Source organism: Cupriavidus sp. U2, from assembly GCF_009663685.2.
In the GTDB taxonomy this organism is placed as follows: Bacteria; Pseudomonadota; Gammaproteobacteria; order Burkholderiales; family Burkholderiaceae; genus Cupriavidus; species Cupriavidus necator_C.
The window spans coordinates 1-21,805 of the sequence record NZ_RCOG02000004.1 but is presented as its reverse complement, the minus strand read 5'-3'; the positions used below and the strand labels follow the sequence as shown (position 1 = coordinate 21,805).

The following is a 21,805-nucleotide window of genomic DNA, read 5'->3' as shown; positions in this document are numbered from 1 at the left end:
GTCTCACGCCGCGCGCGCCCCGCCCACGGGCGGGAATCGCTTGACGTCCACCAGCTTCAGCGTGGCCGACACACTGCCCTCGCGGCCATCCTCGAACTTCACGCGCGTGTCGATGAACTGCTCCGGCTTGCCCGCGAACAGCGCGTCCACCAGCGCCGCGTATTTCTCGGCGATAAAGCCACGCCGCACCTTGCGCGTACGCGTCAGTTCGTCGTCATCGGGGTCCAGCTCCTTGTGCAGGATCAGGAAGCGCGCCACCTGCGAGCCGGCCAGCATCGCGTCGGCGGCCAGGTCGGCGTTCACCTGCTCCACGCATTCGGCAATCATGGCGATGACATCGGGCTGGCCCGCCAGGTCCACGTAGCCGGCGTATGGCAGGTGGCGGCGCTCGGCCCAGTTGCCCACCGCATCGAAGTCGATATTGATGAACGCGCAGACGCGGTCGCGGCCGGTGCCAAACGCCACCGCCTCCTTGATGTACGGGAAGAACTTGAGCTTGTTCTCGATGTACTTGGGCGCGAACATCGACCCGTCGGCCAGCTTGCCCACGTCCTTGGCGCGGTCGATGATCTTCAGGTGCCCGTCGGCATCGATCACGCCGGCGTCGCCGGTCATGAAGTAGCCCTCGTCGTTGATGGCCTCGCGCGTGGCATCGTCGCGCTTGTAATAGGCCTTGAGCAGCCCTACCCCGCGCACCAGCACCTCGCCGTTGTCGGCGATGCGGATCTCCATGCCCGGCGCGGCCGGCCCCACCGAATCGAACTTCACCTGCCCGTCCGGCTGCAGGCACACATAGGCGCAGGTCTCGGTCTGGCCGTAGAACTGCTTCAGGTTGATGCCGATCGACCGGTAGAAGCGGAACAGGTCCGGCCCGATGGCCTCGCCCGCCGTGTAGCCCACGCGGATACGGCTCATGCCCAGCACATTGCGCAACGGGCCGTAGATCAGAATTTCGCCAATTCCGTAGCGCAGGCGATCCAGCAGCGGCACGGGGCGCTTGTCCAGGATGTCCGACCCGCACCGGCGCGCCACGCCCATGGCCCAGTGGAACAGGCGGCGCTTCACCCAACCCGCGTCTTCCATGCGGATCATGACCTGCGTGAGCAGCCCCTCATAGATCCGTGGCGGTGCAAAGTAGTAAGTGGGCCCGATCTCGCGCAGGTCGGTCATCACGGTTTCGCGCGATTCCGGGCAGTTCACGGTGAAGCCGGCCACCATGGCCTGCGCGTACGAGAACAGGTTGTCGCCTACCCAGGCCATCGGCAGGTACGACAACACGTCGTCATCGGCGCCGAGCCCGTCGAACTGGCAGCCGTTGCGCGCGGCACCAATCAGGCCCGCATGCGCATGGCAGACCCCTTTCGGCTTGCCAGTGGTGCCCGACGTATAGAGGATGATCGCGGTGTCATCGGGCGCGCCCGCCTGCACCTGCGCATCGTAAAACCCTGGATTTGCCTGATCGAATTCGCGGCCGATTTCCTGCACGCGTGCGTACGACAGCAACGACGGATGATCGTAGTCGCGCAGCCCGCGCGGGTCTTCGTAGATGACGTGGCGCACGGCGCGGCCGCGCGACGCCAGTTGCGATTCCACTTCCAGCAGCTTGTCGACCTGTTCCTGGTCTTCGACGATGGCGAACTCGATCTCGGCGTCGTCGAGCACGTAGACCATCTCGCCCGCGATGGCGTCCTGGTAGAGCGGCACGGGCACCCCACCCAGCGCCTGGGCGGCGGTCATCGCCCAGTACAGGCGCGGACGGTTGTCGCCAACCACGGCCAGGTTCATGCCCCGGCGAAAGCCCAGCGCCGCCAGGCCGCAGGCCAGCGCGCGCACCTCGGCCGCTGCCTGCTGCCAGCTGTAGGTCTGCCAGATACCGAGATCCTTCTCGCGATAAGCCGGATGATCGGGCCGCTGCCGGGCATGCGCCAGCAGCCATCGCGGAAAGGTCGTTGCCGACGATTCCTGCATCGCTGTCTCCTCTCCCCTTCGAATGGCCTAGGGACCATGCCGGGTATCAAGCCGCCAGACCGGTCGCTATACTGGGCGCCTTGTCCGGTGCGACGATTGCCGCACCGCATCACGCCCGCCTTGCCTTGTTGGGTGAGGAATGCTGGCAGGGGCGGTTCCGGGTGATCGTAAGATAGCCGATGCCATTCCGCCGGGTTGTCGCGCCGGCGACAATTCCGGGTTAATCCCTACGGGAGCGCAATGCCTGCCGCCGACCCCTTCTCGTTCATCGACCGCTGCGCCTGGGCCGCCGACCTGAGCCCGGAACAGCGCGACCGTGTCAAACGTGTGATGACCGTGCGCGAATACGCACAAGGTGATTACGTCTGTCACAAAGGTGAAATGGCCGAGCACTGGCTGGGCGTGGTGGAAGGCATCGTCAAGATCACCACCGTGTCGCCGTCGGGCAAGTCGGTCACCTTCACCGGCGTGCCAACCGGCGGCTGGTTCGGCGAAGGGGCCGTGCTCAAGCAGGAAATCCGCAAGTACGACGTGATGGCGCTGCGGCGCTCACGTATCGCTTTCGTCCCACGCGAGACTTTTCAGTGGTTGCTGGATACCAGCCTGCCGTTCACGCGCTTCCTGCTGATGCAGTTCAACGAGCGGCTCGGCCAGTTCATCGCGGCGGTCGAATACGAACGGCTGCTGGACATCGATTCGCGCGTGGCCCGCGCGGTGTCATCGCTGTTCAACGAACACCTATATCCCAGCATCGGCTCGACACTGGAAATTTCGCAGGAAGAGATCGGCCTGCTGGCCGGCATTTCGCGCCAGCGTGCCAACCAGGCCCTGAAGGTGCTGGAACAGCAGGGCCTGGTGCGCGTGGACTATGGCGTGATCGACGTGCTCGACCTGGAGGGGCTGCGACAGTACGGGGAGTAGTGGTTTCTCCCTTTCCCGCAAGGCGGGAAAGGGGAGCAAACAATCGGTGAACGACGCCTACTTGCTGTACACGTACACGCCGCGGCCGGTCTTGCGGCCCAGGTAGCCGGCGGCCACCATTTCGCGCATCAGCATCGCCGGGCGGTACTTCGGATCGGCGAACTCGGTGTACAGCACTTCCATCACCGCCAGCATCGTATCCAGGCCAATCATGTCGGCCAGGGCCAGCGGGCCGATCGGATGGTTGCAGCCCAGCTTCATGCCTTCGTCGATTTCTTCCGGCGACGCCAGGCCTTCGCCCAGCACGCAGAACGCCTCGTTGATCATCGGGCACAGGATGCGGTTGACCACGAAGCCGGGGCTGTTCTTCACCGTGATCGGGTACTTGCCCAGTTGCTTCGCCAAGGCTTCGACATCGGCGTGCGCGGCGTCGCTGGTCTGCAGGCCGCGAATCAGTTCCACCAGGGCCATCATCGGCACCGGGTTGAAGAAGTGCATGCCAATGAAGCGGTCGGCGCGCGACGTCACGGCGGCCAGCTTCGTGATCGAGATCGACGACGTGTTCGACGCAATGATCACGTCCGGGCCGACGAGGCCGTCGATCTGCTTCAGGATCTTGACCTTCAGGTCGAAGTTTTCGGTGGCGGCCTCGATCACGATGTCGGCGCGCTTCAGATCGTCGTACGACGTGCTGCCGTGGATGCGCGCGAGCGCGGCCGCCTTGTCGGCCTCGGTGGCCTTTTCCTTCTTGATCAGGCGGTCCATGCTGCCGGCCACCGTGGCGATGCCCTTCTGCACGGCGGCATCGCTGATATCGACCATCACCACGTCCAGGCCCGCCACCGCGCAAGCCTGCGCAATGCCGTTGCCCATCGTGCCGGCACCCACGATGCCCACTGTCTTGATTGCCATGTCTCGCTTCCTTGCTATTTCACTGATTGGATTGGTCTGCTTGATTCGGTGCGGCCGAAGGGCGCCGTTCAGCCCTGCAGCTTCGCCAGGGCCGCCACCACGCGTGCGGCATGCTGCTTGAGCAATTCCATGTCCTGCTGCTGGCGGGCATGGCCGCGCAGGGACTGGTCCGCATAGCGCGGCACGATATGGAAATGCACGTGCGGCACGGTCTGGCCGGCCGCCGCGCCGTTGAACTGGCTGATCACCACGCCGTCGGGCTGGAAGGCCTCGCGCACGGCGCGCGCCACGATCTGGGTGGCGCGGATCGCCGCGGCCGCGCCCTTTTCGGAAAGCCCGAACAGATCCACGGCAGCCTCCTTCGGCACCACCAGTGCGTGGCCGTCGGACTGCGGCATGATGTCCATGAACGCGATGGCGTCGGCGTCCTCGTAGATCTTGAAGCACGGGAGTTCGCCACGCAGGATGCGGGCGAAGATGTTGTTGCTGTCGTACTCGGCTTGCATGGGTGTCTCGGGAATGGATGGCCTGACGGCGACGGAGCAAAGAGTGTAGCCCCAGTGCTCCGTGCCGTGAACCGGCCGCCCGCCATTCACGGCGGCTTTTTCACATGTTGCGACGGTACTGGCCGCCTACCTCGAACAGCGCATGCGTGATCTGCCCCAGCGAGCACACGCGCACCGCATCCATCAACACCGAGAATACATTGGCATTGTCGATCACGGCCTGGCGCAGCCGGTCAAGCATGGCCTGGGCATCCCCGGCATGGCGGCGGTGAAATTCCGCCAGGCGGGTCAGCTGGCTCTGCTTTTCCGCCTCGCTCGACCGCGCCAGTTCCAGCGTTTGTGGCGTCGGGTCGCCATTCGGGTTCCGGAAGGTATTCACGCCGATGATGGGCAGCGTGCCGTCGTGCTTGAGCTGCTCGTAGTACAGCGATTCCTCCTGGATCTTGCCGCGCTGGTAGCCCGTTTCCATCGCGCCCAGCACGCCGCCGCGCTCGGCGATGCGCTCGAACTCCTGCAGCACCGCCTCTTCCACCAGGTCGGTCAGCTCTTCGGTCAGGAAGCTGCCCTGGTTGGGGTTCTCGCACTTGGCCACGCCCCATTCGCGGTTGATGATCAGCTGGATGGCCAGCGCCCGGCGCACCGATTCGGCCGTGGGCGTGGTGATCGCTTCGTCATAGGCGTTGGTGTGCAGCGAGTTGCAGTTGTCGTAGATGGCGATCAGCGCCTGCAGCGTGGTGCGGATGTCGTTGAAGTCGATCTCCTGCGCGTGCAGCGACCGGCCCGACGTCTGGATGTGGTACTTGAGCTTCTGGCTGCGCTCGTTGGCGCCGTACCTGTCGCGCATCGTCACGGCCCAGATGCGGCGCGCCACGCGGCCCAGCACGCTGTACTCGGGGTCCATGCCGTTCGAGAAGAAGAACGACAGGTTCGGCGCGAAGTCGTCGATATGCATGCCGCGCGCCAGGTAGGCTTCCACGAAGGTGAAGCCGTTGGCCAGCGTGAAGGCCAGCTGCGAGATCGGGTTGGCGCCGGCCTCGGCAATGTGATACCCCGAGATCGACACCGAATAGAAGTTGCGCACCTGGTGGTGGACGAAATATTCCTGGATATCGCCCATCACCTTCAGCGAGAACTCGGTGCTGAAGATGCAGGTGTTCTGCCCCTGGTCTTCCTTGAGGATGTCCGCCTGCACCGTGCCGCGCACATTCTGCAGCACCCAGGCGCGAATCTTGGCCTCTTCGTCGGCGGTCGGCTCGCGCTGGTTATCGGCTCGGAATTTGTCCAGATTCTGGTCGATGGCCGTGTTCATGAACATGGCCAGGATGGTTGGCGCCGGGCCGTTGATGGTCATCGACACCGACGTGCTGGGGCTGGTCAGGTCAAAGCCCTCGTACAGCACCTTCATGTCGTCGAGCGTGGCGATCGACACGCCCGAGTTGCCCACCTTGCCGTAGATGTCTGGGCGCTCGTGCGGGTCTTCGCCGTAGAGCGTGACCGAATCAAACGCGGTGGACAGGCGCTTGGCGTCCATGCCTTCGGACACCAGCTTGAAGCGGCGGTTGGTACGGAATGCGTCGCCCTCGCCCGCGAACATGCGCGTGGGGTCTTCCCCCTCGCGCTTGAACGCGAAGACGCCGGCCGTGTACGGGAAGCTGCCCGGCACGTTCTCGCGCATCAGCCATTTCAGGATCTCGCCTTCGTCCTCGAAACGCGGCAGCACGACCTTGCGAATCTTCGTACCGGACAGCGTGGTCGTCACCAGGCCGGTGCGGATTTCCTTGTCCCGGATCTTGACCACGTACTCGTCGCCGCTGTAGGCGGCCTGCATCTGCGGCCACATCGCCAGCAGCTTGCGCTCCACGCTGCCCAGCGACGCCTCGCGCTCGGCGGCCAGCGATTCCAGCGCCTGCCCGTCGGCATCGCTATTCGACGATTTCAGCATCGCACCGGCTGCGCGCAGTTGCTGACGTTCGCGCGCCAGCCGGCTCTGTTCGGCCACGCGCCGATGGTAGGCGCGCACCGTATCGGCAAGCTCGGCCAGATAGCGGTTGCGCGCCGGCGGCACGATGACGTTCTGGCCCGTCGAAATTCGGCCGTCCAGCTTCGGCAGCACGCCCGGCCCGACATGCAGGCCGCGCCCGGCCAGCGACGCCACCAGGCCCTGGTAGAGCATGGTCACGCCGTCGTCGTTGAAGCGCGATGCCTGCGTGCCGTAGACCGGCATCTCGTCGGGCCGGGCGTGCCACTGCTCGCGGTTGCGCTGCACCTGCTTGGCCACGTCGCGCCAGGCGTCCTGCGCGCCCTTGCGGTCGAACTTGTTGATCGCGACGAAATCGGCAAAGTCGAGCATGTCGATCTTTTCGAGCTGGCTTGCCGCGCCAAACTCGGGCGTCATCACGTAGAGCGACAGGTCCACATGCGGCACGATGGCCGCGTCGCCCTGGCCGATCCCGGACGTTTCGACGATCACCAGATCGAACGCGGCCGCCTTGCAGGCCGCGATCACATCCGGCAGCGCCTGCGAGATCTCCGAGCCGGCATCGCGCGTGGCCAGAGACCGCATGAAGATGTTCGGATGGTTGATCGCATTCATGCGAATGCGGTCGCCCAGCAGCGCGCCGCCGGACTTGCGCCGCGACGGGTCGATCGAGATCACGGCAATGGAAAGCGCGTCCTGCTGGTCCAGTCGGAAGCGGCGGATCAGTTCGTCGGTCAGCGACGACTTGCCCGCGCCGCCCGTGCCGGTAATACCCAGCACCGGCGTGGTGGATGCCCCGGCCCGCTCCTGCAGCGCGCCGACCAGCGCCGGCGCGGCCTTGCCGTTTTCCAGCGCGGTGATCAGTTGTGCCAGCGCGCGACGGTCGCCAGCGGTCACCGCATCGAGCGTGGACGGCGCGTAGCGCGTCAGGTCGATATCGCACCGCTGGACCATGTCGGCGATCATGCCGGCCAGGCCCATGCGCTGGCCGTCTTCGGGGCTGTAGATGCGCGCCACGCCGTAGGCCTGCAGTTCGCGGATCTCGTCGGGCACGATCACGCCGCCCCCGCCGCCGAACACCTGGATGTGTTCGCCGCCGTGCTGGCGCAGCAGGTCGATCATGTACTTGAAGTATTCGACGTGGCCGCCCTGGTAGCTGGAGATGGCAATGCCCTGCACGTCTTCCTGCAAGGCGGCGGTCACCACCTCGTGGACAGAGCGGTTGTGACCCAGATGGATCACTTCGCAGCCATGCGACTGCAGGATGCGCCGCATGATGTTGATCGATGCGTCATGGCCGTCGAACAGCGACGCGGCGGTGACAAAGCGCACCTTGTTGGCCGGGCCCTGCCCCTGGGTCGCCGGGGTCGCCCGCGGCCGGGCGGCCGCCGTCCTGCTCACATCCGAAAGATCAGTCATGGTCTCCACCGCTCTGTTATGTGGCTGGCTGCCCATGCTGGCGATGCGCCGGCGGTTCTGCGACCGCGCTGACAGGGGCCGGACGATTATATGACGTTTACGTTAACGTAAGTCCAGGGGCGCGGGAAAGCACCGATGGCATGGCTGGCATCGTCGCACAGCGTCAGGGACGGAAAAAGGGGGAAGGCGTGGAATACAGGGGAAGAATGCGCAAGAAGGGCCCGGAAGCCGCCGCTTCGCCGCGGGAGGTCGGCGAAGGTGACGATGGCGGCTCCGGATCCCAGGAGAGCGTGCCTGACGCCCGGTCAGGCGTGGATTTGCGGGCAGTCGCCGAAGGCGTCGGTCTTGCGGGCGTCCCAGCGGCGCTTGAACTGGCGGAGGACGCACCAGGCGCGGCGCAGCGACCATGGCGCCGGCGTCTCGGCCAGCAGGAAGCGGGACACCGGCGCCTCGCCGGACAGCCAGACGCGCTCGCCTTCGACCAGTGCGTACACATCGCCGGGGCGCAGCCAGATGTCGGCCCTCTGCCCTTCCAGGGTCAGCCACAGGCAGCCTTCCAGCGCGGTCACGCTCTGGCCGTGGCGCGCACGCCAGCTGACGGGCCGGCCCGGTTCGTCGAGTTCGAAAGTCCTGAGTTCACGCATGGGTGTCTCCTTGTCTTGCCGGTGCAGCCGCTCTGGATCAAGGGATCGGAGGCAAAAAGGGGGCGCCGCACCACGCTTCCATTATTCATGGCGGGGACTACAATCCCATGCACAGTTCCGAACAGTTTTCGTTGAACTGTTCAGTAGTTTTGACTGACAGTTGCCGTCCTCGTCACCCATGAAACTCGTCATCGATTCCTCTACCGGCGTGCCCCTGACCGAGCAGATCGTGCTCGGGGTGAAGGACTGGATCCGCTCGCGCGAGGCCGCGCCGGGCGCCCGCCTGCCGTCGATCCGCGCACTGGCCGCCGAACACGGCATCAGCCGCTTTCCGGTGATCGAGGCGTACGACCGGCTGGTTTCGCAAGGTCTGGTCGATTCGCGCCAGGGTTCGGGCTTCTACGTGGCCGAAAGCGCGCTGACGGGGCGCCGTGGGCGCGGATGGTCCGACCCGAGCCTGGCCGAAGACCTGTCGCTGCATATCATCGACCAGTTCCACCATCCCAGCGGCACGCTGAAGCTGGCGGGCGGCTTCGTGCCCGAGGAATGGCGCGATGTGGAGGGGCTGACGCAGGCCATCCGCCATATCACCCGGCACGACATCGACAGCGTGATCCACTACGCCACGCCGCTGGGCCACCCGGCGCTGCGCAAGCATGTGCTGACCCGCGCGCGGCAGGTGGGGATCGAAGCGGAACTGTCGCAGGTGCTGATCACGTCGGGCGCCAGCCAGGCGCTGGACCTGATCGTGCGCCACCTGCTCAAGCCCGGCGATACGGTTTTCGTCGAGGACCCGGGCTACTACAACCTGTTCGGGCTGCTGCGCATGCATGGCGTGCAGCTGGTGGGGGTGCCGCACACGCCGAACGGCCCCGACCCCGAGGCCTGCGAGCGGCTGCTGCGCGACCACAAGCCCAAGCTGTTCTTCACCAACAGCGTGCTGCAGAACCCCACCGGCTCCACACTGGCGCCGCCCGTGGCGTTCCGCCTGCTCGAACTGGCGCGCCGGCACAACTTCCGCTTCGTCGAGGACGACATCTTTTCGGACTTCCAGCTCAATTTCACCGACCGGCTGGCCACGCTGGACCAGCTCGAACACGTGATCTACATCGGCGGATTTTCGAAGACGGTGTCGGCCGCGCTGCGCGTGGGCTATATCGTCGCGGACAAGGCGCTGATCAAGGACCTGATCGACGTGAAGGTGCTGACCAGCGTGGCGGGATCGCATTTTGCCGAAGCCGTGACGGCGACGATGCTGGAGCGCGGCGCCTATCGCAAGTACGTGGAGCGGCTGCGCGTGCGCACGCGCGAGGTAACGGCCGATGCCGTGAAGATCCTGGGCCAGTACGGCTGGGAGGTGTTCTGCGAGCCGGCCGGCGGCAACTTCCTGTGGGCCCGCTCGCCCGCGATCGAGGACTCGCGCGACCTCGTGGCGATGGCCGAGACCCATGGCATCTCGCTGGCACCAGGGCATTTCTTCCGCCCCGGCGGCGAGACATCGGCCTGGGTGCGCATCAACTCGGCCTACGCCGGCGAGCCGCGCTCGCGCGCCTTCTTCGAGCAGGCCGGCGCGCGCTGATCAGCCCTGCGCGTCGCCGCCGTGGTTGTGCAGCACGGCGTTGCGGCGCGAATAGGCGAAATAGATCACCAGGCCCAGCGCGAGCCAGCAGAGGAACGCCATCCACGTCAGCGTCTGCAGGTGCGCCATCAGAAATAGACAAAACGCCACGGACAGCAGCGGCACCACGGGCACGCCGGGGCAGCGGAACGTACGCGGCAGGTGCGGCTGCGTACGGCGCAGGACCAGCGTGGCGATCGAGATCAGCGTGAAGGCCGACAGCGTGCCGATGTTGATCAGCTCCGCCAGCACGTTCAGCGGCACGAACCCGGCGATGGCCGAGAACACGATGCCCACCGTCCACGTGGCCGTGAACGGCGTGGCATGAACGGGGTGGACGGCCGACAGCGCCTCGGGCAGCAGGCCGTCGCGCGACATCGCAAAGATGATGCGCGTCTGGCCGTAGGTCATGACCAGGATCACCGTGGTCATGCCCAGGATGGCGCCCAGGTCCACAAACCCGGCCACCCAGTTCTGCCCCGCGTACTGCAGCGCCAGCGACACCGGATGATCGACGCCCTCGAATTTCATGAACGGCACGATGCCGGTCATGATGGCCGCCACCGCCACGTACAGGATGGTGCAGACCGCCAGCGATCCGATGATGCCGATCGGCAGGTCGCGGCCCGGGTTGCGCACTTCCTCGGCCGCCGAGGTCACGGCATCGAAGCCGATGAACGCGAAGAACACCAGCGCCGCCGCATTGAAGATGCCCGTGAAGCCGAACGGCGCGAACGGCTGCCAGTTGGCCGGCTTCACATGCCAGATGCCCACCACGATGAACAGCAGCACCACGGTGATCTTGATGGCCACCATCACGTTGTTGAGCCGCGCCGACTCGCGCACGCCGTACGACACCACCCACGTGATCGCCAGCATGATCAGGATGGCGGGCAGGTTCACCAGCGTATGGACGCCCGGCACCGAGCCCGGCGCGGCCGTGATCGCGGCCGGCAGGTGCAGCCCGAAGCCGGCCATCAGCGACTGGAAGTAGCCCGACCACCCCACCGACACCGCCGAGGTCGCCAGCCCGTATTCGAGCAGCAGGTCCCAGCCGATCATCCACGCGATGATCTCGCCCAGCGTGGCGTAGCTGTAGGTGTAGATCGATCCGGAAACCGGAATCGCGGACGCAAACTCTGCGTAGCACAGCGCTGCAAAGCCACAGGCCATGGCCGCAATCACGAACGACACGGTCAATGCCGGCCCGGCCGTCAGCGCGCCGGTGCCGGTCAGCACGAAGATGCCCGTGCCGATGATGGCGCCAATGCCCATCAACACCAGATCCACCGGCCCCAGCACCTTGCGCAATCCATCATGCTCGCTGACATCCAGCATGGATTCGATGTTCTTGGTGCGGAAGAGACTCATGGGCGGCTCCGGGCGAAAGTCCGTGCATTGACTATAGGTTGTACAAGTCGCACCGGCGGCCTGGACCGCACATCTTTTGGATCGTGGGAAGACAGGGGCGCCGGCGGAAGGGCGCGATGATACGCGCCGGCGGCCGCGTTGTCATGGCGGACCGGCCTCACCGCGATGCCCGCCACCGTGCCCGAGCACGAAAAAAAAGCGCCCTGTTCAGGGCGCCTTCAGGACGACGATGCCAGCCGGCATCGGGAAATCAGAGAAATCAGGAATCTGCGATCTACTTCGCCACCGGCATGGTGAATTCCGCGCCCTTGGCGATGCTGTCGGGCCAACGCTGCATCACGCTCTTGTAGCGCGTGTAGAAGCGCACGCCTTCCTCGCCGTAGGCGTGGTGGTCGCCGAACAGCGAACGCTTCCAGCCGCCGAACGAATGCCAGGCCATCGGCACCGGAATCGGCACGTTGATGCCGACCATGCCCACCTGGATCTGGCGCGCGAACGCGCGGGCGATGCCGCCGTCGCTGGTGTAGCACGACACACCGTTGCCAAACTCGTGACGATTGATCAGGTCCACCGCCTCGGCAAAGTCGTGCACGCGTACCACCGACAGCACCGGGCCGAAGATCTCTTCCTTGTAGATCGTCATGTCCGGCTTGACGTTGTCGAACAGCGTGCCGCCGACGAAGAAGCCGTTCTCGTGGCCGTCCACCTTGTGGCCGCGGCCGTCGGTGACCAGCTTCGCGCCCTCGGCCACGCCCTTGGCGATATAGCCCTCGACCTTGGCCTTGTGCGCGGCCGTGACCAGCGGACCCATCTCGGCGTCGCCTTCCATGCCGTTGCGGATCTTCAGCGATGCGGCACGTTCGGCCAGGCGCGGCACGAGCTTGTCGGCGACCTCGCCCACCGCCACGGCCACCGAGATCGCCATGCAGCGTTCGCCGGCCGAACCGTAGGCGGCACCGATCAGCGCATCGACGGCCTGGTCCAGATCGGCATCGGGCATCACCACCAGGTGGTTCTTGGCGCCGCCCAGTGCCTGTACCCGCTTGCCGTGCCTCGTGCCTTCGGTGTAGATGTATTCGGCGATCGGCGTGGAGCCCACGAACGACAGCGCCTGCACGTCGGGGTGCGCCAGCAGTGCGTCCACGGCCACCTTGTCCCCCTGCACCACGTTGAACACGCCATCGGGCAGGCCCGCCTGCTTGAGCAGGTCGGCGATCAGCAGGCTCGGCGACGGGTCGCGCTCCGACGGCTTGAGCACGAACGTGTTGCCGCACGCCAGCGCCACCGGGAACATCCACATCGGCACCATCACCGGGAAGTTGAACGGCGTGATGCCGGCCACCACGCCCAGCGGCTGGCGCAGGTTCCAGTTGTCGATGCCACCGCCGATGTTGTCGGTGAAATCGGTCTTGAGCAGGTTCGGAATGCCGCAGGCGAACTCCACCACCTCGATGCCGCGCGTGACTTCGCCCTTGGCATCGGAAAACACCTTGCCGTGCTCGCGCGTGATCAGCGCGGCCAGGTCGTCGTGGTGGCGGTCCAGCAGTTCCTTGAACTTGAACAGGATGCGCGCGCGGCGCAGCGGCGGCATCTCGGCCCAGGCAGGCCAGGCCGCCTTGGCGGCGGCCACGGCGGCGGCCACGTCATCAGGCGTGCCCAGGGCCACGCGGGCAGCCACGTCGCCGGTGGCCGGGTTGAAGACATCGGCAAAGCGGTCCGTGCCGGCGCGCTGCACGGTGCCGCCGATGTAGTGATGGATTTCGGCAATCTGCCGGTTTTCTGCGATGTTCACTGCGGTCTTCCTCTATGTCTCGGGCGGGTCTTACTGGATGCTCTGCAGGGCCTGGCGCACGGTATCGAACAACTGGTCGATCTCGGCCTCGGCAATGATCAGCGGCGGCGAGAACGCCAGGATGTCGCCGGTGTAGCGTACCAGCACACCGAGCTCCAGGCATTTCAGGAACGCCTCGTATGCGCGCGCACCCGGCGCGCCGGGGCGCGATTCCAGTTCCACGCCGGCCACCAGGCCCAGGTTGCGGATGTCCTTCACATAAGGCGCGCCCCGCAGCCCGTGCACGGCGGCCTCGAATTTCGGCGCCAGTTCGGCCGCCCGCTCGAACAGCTTGTCGCGCTTGTACAGGTCCAGCGTGGCGATACAGGCCGCCATCGCCAGCGGGTGGCCGGAATACGTGTAGCCGTGCGGCAGTTCGATGCCGCCCTGCGGCGTGGCGTTGATCACGGCGTCGTGGACTTCGCGGCGCACGGCCACGGCACCCATCGGCACGGCGGCATTGTTGATGGCCTTGGCCATCGTGATCAGGTCCGGCGTGACCTTCAGGCGCTCTGCCGCGGTGGCGGCGCCCAGGCGGCCAAAGGCGGTGATCACCTCGTCGAAGATCAGCAGGATGCCGTGCCTGCTGGTGATCTCGCGCAGTTTCTCCAGATAGCCGACCGGCGGAATCAGCACGCCGGCGGAACCCGCCATCGGCTCGACGATCACGGCGGCGATGTTCGACGCATCGTGCAGTGCGATCAGCCGCTCCAGGTCATCGGCCAGATGGGCACCCCATTGCGGCTGACCCTTCGAGAACGCCGCCTCGGCAATGTTCAGCGTGGCCGGCAGGTGGTCGGTGCCCGGCATCACGTTGGCCGACCACATCTTGCGGTTCGGGCCGATGCCGCCCACCCCCAGCCCGCCGAAGCCGACGCCGTGGTAGCCACGCTCGCGCCCGATGATGCGCGTGCGCTGGCCTTCGCCGCGGGCCCGATGGTAGGCCAGCGCGATCTTCAGCGCCGTGTCGACCGACTCCGAACCCGAATTCGTAAAGAAAATACGATCCAGCCCCTTGGGCATGAGGGCTGCCACCTTGGTGGCGGCCTCGAATTCCAGCGGATGACCCATCTGGAACGGCGGCGCATAGTCCAGCGTGGCCGCCTGCTGCGCGATCGCGTCGACGATCTCCTTGCGCGAATGGCCGGCAGCCACGCACCAGAGACCGGCGCAGCCATCGAGAACCTTGCGGCCATCGTGGGTCGTGTAGTACATGCCGCTGGCCGATGCCAGCAGGCGCGGGGCGGCCTTGTACTGGCGATTGGCGGTAAACGGCATCCACAGGGCTTCGAGATCGGGAATCACGGTCTTGGCGGCGTCCATAGGTTCTCCTGGTGCGGTATGCAGGGTGGCGCGCGAAATGCGGCGCCGAGGTTTCCGGCAACTCTACCGGCGGGGTTCGGCGTAAAGAATATACGGTCACGAGATCGCCGCCTTACCGTACAGTTTAGTCATCGGCAACCGTACAGGCATGCACGCCGCGCGCGGCACGGCCGCACTGCGGGCCGTACGCTGTGACAGCCCTGAAACCAATCAGGCACAAGGCCCGCCCGTTGCAGCGCACCAATTCGGGCATCCTGCCTGCGAGCCAGTACACTGTACAGGTTTCGCACCTTGCAGCCGTCCCATGCTGAACCTGAACCTCGCACGAAGCCGCCGTGGCGGTGAAACCCTGACCGAACAGATCGTGGCCGGCATTGCCGGGCTGGTGGACCAGCGCGCCCTGCGTGCCGGCGCCCTGCTGCCATCGGTGCGGCGCTTCGCGCAGCAGCACAACGTCAGCACCTTCACGGTGGCCGAGGCCTATGGCCGCCTGACCGCGCTGGGCTACCTGACCGCGCGGCCTGGCTCGGGCTACACCGTGGCGCATCGGCATACGCCGGCCGGCCAGGCGCGCACGTCGCAGTGGGAGGCCCCGGCGCTCAACGCCGCCTGGCTGCTGTCCGATGTCTTCGCCGACCATTCCGTGCCGATCAAGGCCGGCGCCGGCTGGCTGCCCGGCGACTGGCTCAACGAAGAAGGCCTGCACCAGGCCATGCGCAGCGCGGCGCGCGTGCCGGCCGCGCAGGTGTCCGGATACGGCCACCCGTACGGCTTCGGCGCCTTGCGCGAACACATCGCCACGCATCTGAGCCAGTACGGCATGCCCGTGCAGGCACAACAGGTGGTGCTGACGCAGGGCGCCACGCAGGCGCTGGACCTGGTGGTGCGCACCCTGCTACGGCCCGGCGACACGGTGCTCGTGGAATCGCCGTGCTATTGCAATCTGTTGCAGATCTTGCGGCTGGCCGGCCTGCGCGCCGTCGGCGTCAATCGTACCGAGGCCGGCCTGGACACCGATGCGCTCGAAGACGCCATCCGCCAGCACGCGCCGCGCGCCCTGTTCGTCAACACGGTGCTGCAGAATCCGACCGGCGCCAGCCTGACCAGCATGAACGCGTTCCGGGTGCTGCAACTGGCAGAGCAGCACCGGCTGCTGGTGGTGGAAGACGATATCTATCGCGAACTGGCGCCGGCCGGGTCGCCGATGCTGGCGGCCATGGATGGCCTGTCGCAGGTGATCTACGTCAACGGGTTTTCGAAGACGATCACGCCGTCGCTGCGGGTGGGCTACCTGGCGGCCAGTCCGGACCTGGCCAAGGCGTTTGCGCAGACCAAGATGGCGGTGGGCCTGACTTCATCGGAAGTCACCGAACGGCTCGTGTATTCGGTGCTGACCAGCGGCCACTACGGCCGGCACGTGGCCGCACTGGCCGAACGGCTGCGCGCGCAACAGGATCGCGTGGGGGAAAGGATGGAAGCGCATGGTCTGGAGATCATGCTGCGGCCCGACGGCGGCATGTTCGCCTGGGCCCGCCTGGCGCACGAAGATGGCGCGCCGGCACTGACTGGCAACCAGCTGGCAACGCTGGCGCTGGAGCACGGCATCTGGCTGGCGCCCGGTTCGTACTTCGAACCCGATGAAACCGATTCGCCGTGGATCCGCTTCAACGTGGCCACTGGCGATGCGCCCCAGCTGTGGGCGTTTTTCGACGCGCTGCGCGGCGGCCGGGCCCGCACCCGGGCCGCCTGACGCAGGCAATCAGAAGCGATAGCGCACGTAGCCGGTGTAGAAGTTGCTGCCCGGGTTCGGTTCCTTGATGCCGGCATTGGAAATGTGCTGGAACCGGAAACCGACTTCGGTATTGGCGTTCTTGCCAAAGCCCACGCCCACGCCAAGCATGTCGGAGAACTGGAACGCGCTGCCCATGCGATGCTCGTCCGACGTACCGGTGTGCGTCAGCACGCGCACGCCCACCGAGGCCTCGGCGAACGGCACGAAGTAGCCACCGCGCTTTTCGACGCGCAGGATCGGCGAAATGCCAAATTCGAACAGGTTTTGCTGGTTGGTGCCCCCACGCGCGTCCCAGCCGGCCACGTTGAACTCGGCCTGCAGCCTGAACAGCCAGCCTTGCGGGTTGCCGTACTGGATCGGCGTGTTGAAGTTGACGCCCAACTCGTACTTGTTGACGTCGTGGCTGGTATCGCGGCCATAGGCCACGTGCACGGCCGGATGGGCCCAGCCCACCAGCTCTTCGGCGCTGGCGGCCGAACTGGCACCAGCGACGGCTGCGGCAACGGCCAGGGTACGGAGGACGAACAGGGATCGGGGTGACTTGGCGAGATGCATGCGGCGTTCTTGTTGTGCTGTCTTCATGGTGAAGACATCGAAGAGAGTGACTCGGCAACTAGACGAAATCGACTGCCGGCCCCGCCGAAGCACCTTGGCGCCAGGGACGGGTCAGGCCCAGAGCCGCTCCACCACCCAGCTCGCGGCAACACAGATCCCGAGCCAGATGGCGAGGCAGCTTGCAATAAATCGGTACGTCATTGTGGGAATTAACAGCTGAGGAGAAGTTTTAACTGGAATTTTTGCGACGGATTATACATACATTCACGAATGCATGTAAATCGCCCAGCAGGCTGCCGATGTGCGGGCAACGCGGCAATTCCACTAAAAACATCCTCCAGCTCGCGATGATGCCAGCACATGGCCATCCGTGCAGACCGAAGGTGAAACAGGCGTATCGACGCATACGGCATCGCAACGCTGCCGGATGTGCCGCGAGCACCTCATCAGCGGGTCGCGCAGAGGCCGGCGAATGAGGCCTGTCCTGGTCCGCGCACGCAGCCGGGCGGCCGCGGCGCGCAAAGAAATCTCTGAGAAATCAGAGAGTTGCCGATCGTCAGTCGCGCAGGAACGGCAACACTTCGGCCAGCAACAGCTCCGGCGCTTCCTCGGCGATGTAGTGCCCGCACGGCATGGCGTGACCCGTCACCTTGCGTGCGACCTTGCGCCATTCTTCCAAAGGTGAAAAACACTGTTCCACGGCACCGTTGGCGCCCCACAACGCCAGCATGTCGCATTCGACCTTTCGGCCCGCCTCGATGTCGGCGCGGTCGTGCTCCAGATCGATGCCCGCGCTGGCCCGATAGTCCTCGCACAGGCCATGCGCGGCGCCCGGCAGCTTCAGGCAGCGCAGATATTCGGCCAGTGCGGCGTCGGTAAATGGCGTCATGCCCGCACTGCGGCCGCCCATGGTCTGGCGCAGGTACAGCGCCGGATCGGCCTCGATCAGCGTTTCGGGGAACGGCGCCGGGCGGATCAGGAAGAACCAGTGGTAGTAGGCCCGCGCAAAGGCCTCGGTGGTCTGGTTGTACATGGCCAGCGTCGGCGCGATGTCCAGCGTGACCAGCTTTTCCACGGCCTGCGGATGATCGACCGCCAGCCGGTGCGCCACGCGGGCGCCCCGGTCGTGCGCCAGCACCCGGAACCGCTCGAAGCCAAGCTGGCGCATGACGGCCAGCTGGTCGGCCGCCATCACGCGCTTGCTGTAGTTGCTGTGGTCCGGCAGCCCGGCTGGCTTGCCGCTGTCGCCATAGCCGCGCAGGTCGGTGGCTACCACCGTGAAATGGCGCGCAAGTTCGCCCGCCACCTTGTGCCAGATCACGTGCGTCTGCGGGTGCCCGTGCAACAGCAGCAGCGGCGGCCCCTCCCCGCCCACCACGGCGTGGATCTGCACGCCATCCTGGTCGATCCGTTGCGTCTTGAAACCTTCGAACATCGTCCTGTCTCCTTAGCCCGCCAGTCGCGCCATGGTAGTGCGGGCCACATCGCGAAGCCAAGGGCTGGCCGCATGGTGGCGGCCTGCGAATGCCGCAATGGCGTCGGCGTGGGTCAGCGACATGCCAATGATGTCCAGGCCGCGCCGGAACATGTCGAGGTGCCGGTCCGACAGCGTGAACGGTGCAGTGAAGTCGCCCGCGGCCACGGTCATCGTGTCCAGATCGATGCGGATCGATGCCGGTGCCGCCGGGTCGCTCACGGCGCGCATCAGCACATCCACCTGGGCCTGCGGCAGCATCACCAGCAACAGGCGGTTGTTCATGGCGTTCGAGTAGAAGATCTCGCCGAAGCTCGGCGCGATGACCGCGCGGATGCCGTACTGCTGCAGCCCCCAGACCGCGTGCTCACGGCTGGAACCGCAGCCGAAGTTGGGGCCGGCCACCAGCACGCCGGTATTGCGCCAGGCCGGCTGGTTCAGCACGAAATCCGGGCGCGGCACGCCATGCTCGTCGAAGCGCATGTCGTAGAGCAGGCCACGGTCCAGCCCGGCCTTGTCGATGCCCCGCAGGAACTGCTTGGGCATGATCTGGTCGGTGTCCAGGTTCGGCAGCGGCAGCGGCGCGCCGGTGCCTTCGATCAGGGTGAATGCGGACATTGTGGGTCTCCGGTCAGCGGGAATGGCCAAGCTGGCGCACGTCGGTGATGCAGCCCGTGATGGCGGCCGCGGCGGCCATGGCCGGGCTCATCAGGTGGGTGCGGCCCGCCCGGCCCTGGCGGCCCTCGAAATTGCGGTTGGTGGTGGATGCGCAGCGTTCGCCCGGCGCCAGCACGTCGTCGTTCATGGCCAGGCACATCGAGCAGCCGGGCTTGCGCCATTCGAAACCGGCTTCCCGCAGCAGCGCGGCAATGCCCTCGGCCTCGGCCTGCTCGCGCACGGCACCCGACCCTGGCACCACCATCGCCCGTACGCCGTCCGCCACCTTGTGCCCGCGTACCACATCGGCCACGGCGCGCAGGTCTTCGATCCGCCCGTTGGTGCACGAGCCGATGAACACGCGCTGCACCGGCAGGCCCTGCAGCCGACTGCCGGGCGCCAGGCCGATATAGTCGAGCGCACGCTCGGCCGAAGCCCGTGCGATGTCGTCCGCGGCGTCCGCCGGATGCGGCACGGCGGCGCTGACGGGGATGGCCTGGTCCGGGCTCGTGCCCCAGGTCACATAGGGTTCCACTACCGAGGCATCGAACACCAGTTCGGCGTCGAAGCCGGCATCGGCATCGGATACCAGTTGCGCCCAGGCCGTGCGCGCGGCCTGCGCCATGGCCCCGTCGATATCGGCGGCGCGCTCCAGCACATAGCTCACCGAGGTGGCGTCCGGCGCGATCAGCGCGCCACGCGCGCCGGCCTCGACCGTCATGTTGCACAGGGTCATGCGCGCCTCCATCGACAGGGCGTGGATGGCGCTGCCCGTGAACTCCACCACGTAGCCGCGCGCTCCCTGGGCGCTGATGCGCGAGATGATGTGCAGGATCAGGTCCTTCGACGTGGTACCGGGCGGCAGCAGGCCGTCCACGCGGATGCGCATGTCGCGCGCCAGGCGGTAGACCAGCGTCTGCGTGGCCAGCACGTGCTCCACTTCGGACGTGCCGATGCCAAACCCGAGCGCGCCAAAGGCGCCATACGTGGTGGTATGGCTGTCGCCGCACAACACGACCATGCCGGGGCGGATCATGCCGTGCTCGGGCGTGATGACGTGCTCGATGCCCTGCAGCGGGTCATTGGTATCGAACAGCGGAATGCCGTGCAGATCGCAGTTGCGCTTGAGGTTGCGCGCCTGCAGCGCCGACGCCGGGTCCTGGATCACGCGCGGCGACTCCGCATGCGTGGGGATGATGTGGTCGACCACGGCCAGCTGCTGGCCCGGCGCCAGTACCTTGCGGCCGTGCTCCGCCAGCCCCGCGAAAGCCTGCGGGCTGGTGTACTCGTTCATGATGTGCAGATCGGCGTAGAGCAGCACGTTGTCAGCGTCCAGCGTGACCACGGTGTGCGACTCCACGAGCTTGCGATACAGCGTGCGTCCGGCCATGTTGCTTGCCTGCCTGTTGTGGGGATGGAATGACAGGCAGTCTAATCGCGGAATCCATCGCTATAATTTCGCGAATCGCATTTCATTCGTGCCATAAATTCACCAGTCTTGCGGATGGATTTCCAGCACGATCCCCGCCATGGACACCTTTTCGGACCTCGCCTTCTTCATCCTGCTGGTCAAGCGCGGCAGCCTGGCCGGCGCCGCGCAGCAGCTTGGCCTGACGCCCTCGGCCGCCAGCAAGCGGCTAGCTGCGCTGGAGGCCCGCCTCGGCGTGCGGCTGCTGAATCGCACCACCCGGCGCCTGTCGGTGACGCCCGAGGGCGAGGCCTACCTGGACCAGGGCGCGCGCATCCTGGCCGAACTGGAGGAACTGGAACAGGGGCTGGGCGGCAGCCGGGTGGCGCCGCGCGGGCTGCTGCGGGTGAATGCCACGCTGGGCTTCGGCCGCCGGCATATTGCGCCGGCCGTGGGAGATTTCCTGCAGGCGTATCCCGATGTCGAAGTCCAGCTGCAGCTGACCGACCGCGCGCTGAACCTGGCCGAGGAAGGATTCGATGTCGGCATCCTGGTGGGCGACCTGCCCGATGCCCGGCTCAATGCGCGCAAACTGGCGCCGAACAGTCGGCTGCTGTGCGCCGCGCCGGCCTACCTGGCGCGCCATGGCGAGCCCGCGTCGCCGCGCGCCCTGCAGCAGCACCGCTGCATCGTCATCCGCGAAAGCGAAACCGCGTACGGCACCTGGCACCTGCAGGCGGCGGGCCGTCAGGAGACGGTCAAGGTGCGCGGGCCGGCGGCCACCAACGATGGCGAGGTGGCCGTGAACTGGGCGCTCCAGGGGCACGGGATCGTGCTGCGGTCCGAATGGGAGGTGGCGCCGCTGCTGCGCTCCGGGCGGCTGCGGCAGGTGCTGCCCGAGTGGTCGGCGCCGTCGGCCGATATCTACGCGGTGTACCTCTCGCGCGACAAGCTGTCGGCCCGCGTGCGCGCCTTTGTCGACTTCATGGCCGACCACTTTGGCGGGTACGACACGGCGGCCGATTATCACGGCTGGTAGCAGGCCCCCGCGCCGCGCACAACAACCCCCGCGCCCCCATGGTTGTCAGATGACTGTCGGGATGCGGCTGCTACCCTAGGGACAATACTGTTCAGATAGTATTTTTAAAGCCATAATCCTCATCCATCGAAGCTTCAATGGATGAGGGTGATGGCCAGAACACGCAAGACGCTGCCGTCGAGAGTTGACGTTGCGCATTTGATCAGCGCCGGGGTGCTGGCCAGCGTGTGTCCACGGACGTTGATCGAAGAAGTGTTGGCCGAGACCGGCAAGGCCAGCCAGCGGGAGCGGCTGCTGCCCGCGCCGGCAGTGGTGTATTACGTGATGGCGCTGGCGCTGTGGCGCGAAGCGCCGCTGGAGGAAGTGCTGCGCGTGGTGTGCGAAGGCCT

At 66.3% G+C, this 21,805-nt stretch carries 17 protein-coding genes; 5 read left to right on the top strand and 12 right to left on the bottom strand.

The genetic code is table 11. The features are described 5' to 3' along the window. Window positions 1–3 precede the first annotated feature (3 nt). On the bottom strand, window positions 4–1,968 hold the full coding sequence (locus D9X30_RS05160; RefSeq protein WP_153949054.1) for an AMP-dependent synthetase/ligase: 1,965 nt from the start codon (window positions 1,966–1,968) through the stop codon (window positions 4–6). Between the two features lie 240 nt (window positions 1,969–2,208). Here D9X30_RS05160 and D9X30_RS05155 point away from each other — a divergent pair, with 240 nt between their 5' ends. Next, the gene (locus D9X30_RS05155; protein ID WP_153949055.1) at window positions 2,209–2,889 is read left to right on the top strand and encodes a Crp/Fnr family transcriptional regulator; all 681 of its coding nucleotides are present in this window, start codon (window positions 2,209–2,211) and stop codon (window positions 2,887–2,889) included. A gap of 57 nt (window positions 2,890–2,946) precedes the next feature. Here the strand turns inward: D9X30_RS05155 and D9X30_RS05150 are convergent, their stop codons facing one another. The 4 genes from D9X30_RS05150 to D9X30_RS05135 all read right to left on the bottom strand — a co-directional run bounded on the left by D9X30_RS05150 (window position 2,947) and on the right by D9X30_RS05135 (window position 8,348). Then, window positions 2,947–3,801 (bottom strand): 3-hydroxybutyryl-CoA dehydrogenase, encoded by an 855-nt coding sequence (locus D9X30_RS05150; protein ID WP_153949056.1) that lies wholly within the window; start codon window positions 3,799–3,801, stop codon window positions 2,947–2,949. 68 nt (window positions 3,802–3,869) lie between these two features. Next, window positions 3,870–4,307: an HIT family protein gene (locus D9X30_RS05145; RefSeq protein WP_153949057.1), complete on the bottom strand. Its 438-nt coding sequence runs from the start codon at window positions 4,305–4,307 to the stop codon at window positions 3,870–3,872. Window positions 4,308–4,407: 100 nt separating this feature from the next. Beyond that, entirely contained in the window at window positions 4,408–7,704 is a 3,297-nt protein-coding gene (gene icmF, locus D9X30_RS05140; protein ID WP_153949058.1) for a fused isobutyryl-CoA mutase/GTPase IcmF, read from the bottom strand. 305 nt (window positions 7,705–8,009) lie between these two features. Beyond that, entirely contained in the window at window positions 8,010–8,348 is a 339-nt protein-coding gene (locus D9X30_RS05135) for a DUF2917 domain-containing protein (RefSeq protein ID WP_153949059.1), read from the bottom strand. A gap of 178 nt (window positions 8,349–8,526) precedes the next feature. Here D9X30_RS05135 and D9X30_RS05130 point away from each other — a divergent pair, with 178 nt between their 5' ends. Then, entirely contained in the window at window positions 8,527–9,927 is a 1,401-nt protein-coding gene (locus D9X30_RS05130) for an aminotransferase-like domain-containing protein (RefSeq protein ID WP_153949060.1), read from the top strand. Here D9X30_RS05130 and bcaP read toward each other — a convergent pair whose 3' ends face one another. The 3 genes from bcaP to aptA form a co-directional block, all read right to left on the bottom strand. Further along, complete coding sequence (gene bcaP / locus D9X30_RS05125; protein ID WP_153949061.1) at window positions 9,928–11,337, bottom strand: branched-chain amino acid transporter BcaP; 1,410 nt, start codon at window positions 11,335–11,337, stop codon at window positions 9,928–9,930. Window positions 11,338–11,611: 274 nt separating this feature from the next. Further along, window positions 11,612–13,129, bottom strand: a complete 1,518-nt coding sequence (locus D9X30_RS05120; RefSeq protein WP_283780734.1) for a CoA-acylating methylmalonate-semialdehyde dehydrogenase — start codon at window positions 13,127–13,129, stop codon at window positions 11,612–11,614. A 30-nt stretch (window positions 13,130–13,159) separates the two neighbouring features. After that, window positions 13,160–14,491: an omega-aminotransferase AptA gene (gene aptA, locus D9X30_RS05115; protein ID WP_153949062.1), complete on the bottom strand. Its 1,332-nt coding sequence runs from the start codon at window positions 14,489–14,491 to the stop codon at window positions 13,160–13,162. Between the two features lie 304 nt (window positions 14,492–14,795). Between aptA and D9X30_RS05110 the strand changes: the two genes are divergently transcribed. Then, on the top strand, window positions 14,796–16,241 hold the full coding sequence (locus D9X30_RS05110; RefSeq protein ID WP_153949063.1) for an aminotransferase-like domain-containing protein: 1,446 nt from the start codon (window positions 14,796–14,798) through the stop codon (window positions 16,239–16,241). A gap of 9 nt (window positions 16,242–16,250) precedes the next feature. Here D9X30_RS05110 and D9X30_RS05105 read toward each other — a convergent pair whose 3' ends face one another. The 4 genes from D9X30_RS05105 to leuC all read right to left on the bottom strand — a co-directional run bounded on the left by D9X30_RS05105 (window position 16,251) and on the right by leuC (window position 20,359). After that, the gene (locus tag D9X30_RS05105; RefSeq protein ID WP_228771006.1) at window positions 16,251–16,838 is read right to left on the bottom strand and encodes an acyloxyacyl hydrolase; all 588 of its coding nucleotides are present in this window, start codon (window positions 16,836–16,838) and stop codon (window positions 16,251–16,253) included. Window positions 16,839–17,394: 556 nt separating this feature from the next. Further along, window positions 17,395–18,273, bottom strand: coding sequence for an alpha/beta fold hydrolase (locus D9X30_RS05100; protein WP_153949065.1), 879 nt, complete (start codon window positions 18,271–18,273; stop codon window positions 17,395–17,397). A 12-nt stretch (window positions 18,274–18,285) separates the two neighbouring features. Beyond that, entirely contained in the window at window positions 18,286–18,930 is a 645-nt protein-coding gene (gene leuD, locus D9X30_RS05095; RefSeq protein WP_153949066.1) for a 3-isopropylmalate dehydratase small subunit, read from the bottom strand. 13 nt (window positions 18,931–18,943) lie between these two features. Further along, window positions 18,944–20,359, bottom strand: coding sequence for a 3-isopropylmalate dehydratase large subunit (gene leuC, locus D9X30_RS05090; protein WP_153949067.1), 1,416 nt, complete (start codon window positions 20,357–20,359; stop codon window positions 18,944–18,946). Window positions 20,360–20,498: 139 nt separating this feature from the next. Here leuC and D9X30_RS05085 point away from each other — a divergent pair, with 139 nt between their 5' ends. Further along, window positions 20,499–21,416, top strand: a complete 918-nt coding sequence (locus D9X30_RS05085) for a LysR family transcriptional regulator (RefSeq protein WP_153949068.1) — start codon at window positions 20,499–20,501, stop codon at window positions 21,414–21,416. Between the two features lie 141 nt (window positions 21,417–21,557). Then, window positions 21,558–21,805 (top strand): transposase domain-containing protein (locus tag D9X30_RS05080; protein WP_194946524.1); only part of this gene is annotated, 248 nt, incomplete at its 3' end.

What these genes read in the sequence shown, in the direction of transcription:
- D9X30_RS05160 (WP_153949054.1), bottom strand. Translation starts at nt 1,968, where the DNA reads ATGCAGGAATCGTCGGCAACGACCTTTCCGCGATGGCTGCTGGCGCAT.
- D9X30_RS05155 (WP_153949055.1), top strand. Translation starts at nt 2,209, where the DNA reads ATGCCTGCCGCCGACCCCTTCTCGTTCATCGACCGCTGCGCCTGGGCC.
- D9X30_RS05150 (WP_153949056.1), bottom strand. Translation starts at nt 3,801, where the DNA reads ATGGCAATCAAGACAGTGGGCATCGTGGGTGCCGGCACGATGGGCAAC.
- D9X30_RS05145 (WP_153949057.1), bottom strand. Translation starts at nt 4,307, where the DNA reads ATGCAAGCCGAGTACGACAGCAACAACATCTTCGCCCGCATCCTGCGT.
- icmF (WP_153949058.1), bottom strand. Translation starts at nt 7,704, where the DNA reads ATGACTGATCTTTCGGATGTGAGCAGGACGGCGGCCGCCCGGCCGCGG.
- D9X30_RS05135 (WP_153949059.1), bottom strand. Translation starts at nt 8,348, where the DNA reads ATGCGTGAACTCAGGACTTTCGAACTCGACGAACCGGGCCGGCCCGTC.
- D9X30_RS05130 (WP_153949060.1), top strand. Translation starts at nt 8,527, where the DNA reads ATGAAACTCGTCATCGATTCCTCTACCGGCGTGCCCCTGACCGAGCAG.
- bcaP (WP_153949061.1), bottom strand. Translation starts at nt 11,337, where the DNA reads ATGAGTCTCTTCCGCACCAAGAACATCGAATCCATGCTGGATGTCAGC.
- aptA (WP_153949062.1), bottom strand. Translation starts at nt 14,491, where the DNA reads ATGGACGCCGCCAAGACCGTGATTCCCGATCTCGAAGCCCTGTGGATG.
- D9X30_RS05110 (WP_153949063.1), top strand. Translation starts at nt 14,796, where the DNA reads ATGCTGAACCTGAACCTCGCACGAAGCCGCCGTGGCGGTGAAACCCTG.
- D9X30_RS05105 (WP_228771006.1), bottom strand. Translation starts at nt 16,838, where the DNA reads ATGCATCTCGCCAAGTCACCCCGATCCCTGTTCGTCCTCCGTACCCTG.
- D9X30_RS05100 (WP_153949065.1), bottom strand. Translation starts at nt 18,273, where the DNA reads ATGTTCGAAGGTTTCAAGACGCAACGGATCGACCAGGATGGCGTGCAG.
- leuD (WP_153949066.1), bottom strand. Translation starts at nt 18,930, where the DNA reads ATGTCCGCATTCACCCTGATCGAAGGCACCGGCGCGCCGCTGCCGCTG.
- leuC (WP_153949067.1), bottom strand. Translation starts at nt 20,359, where the DNA reads ATGGCCGGACGCACGCTGTATCGCAAGCTCGTGGAGTCGCACACCGTG.
- D9X30_RS05085 (WP_153949068.1), top strand. Translation starts at nt 20,499, where the DNA reads ATGGACACCTTTTCGGACCTCGCCTTCTTCATCCTGCTGGTCAAGCGC.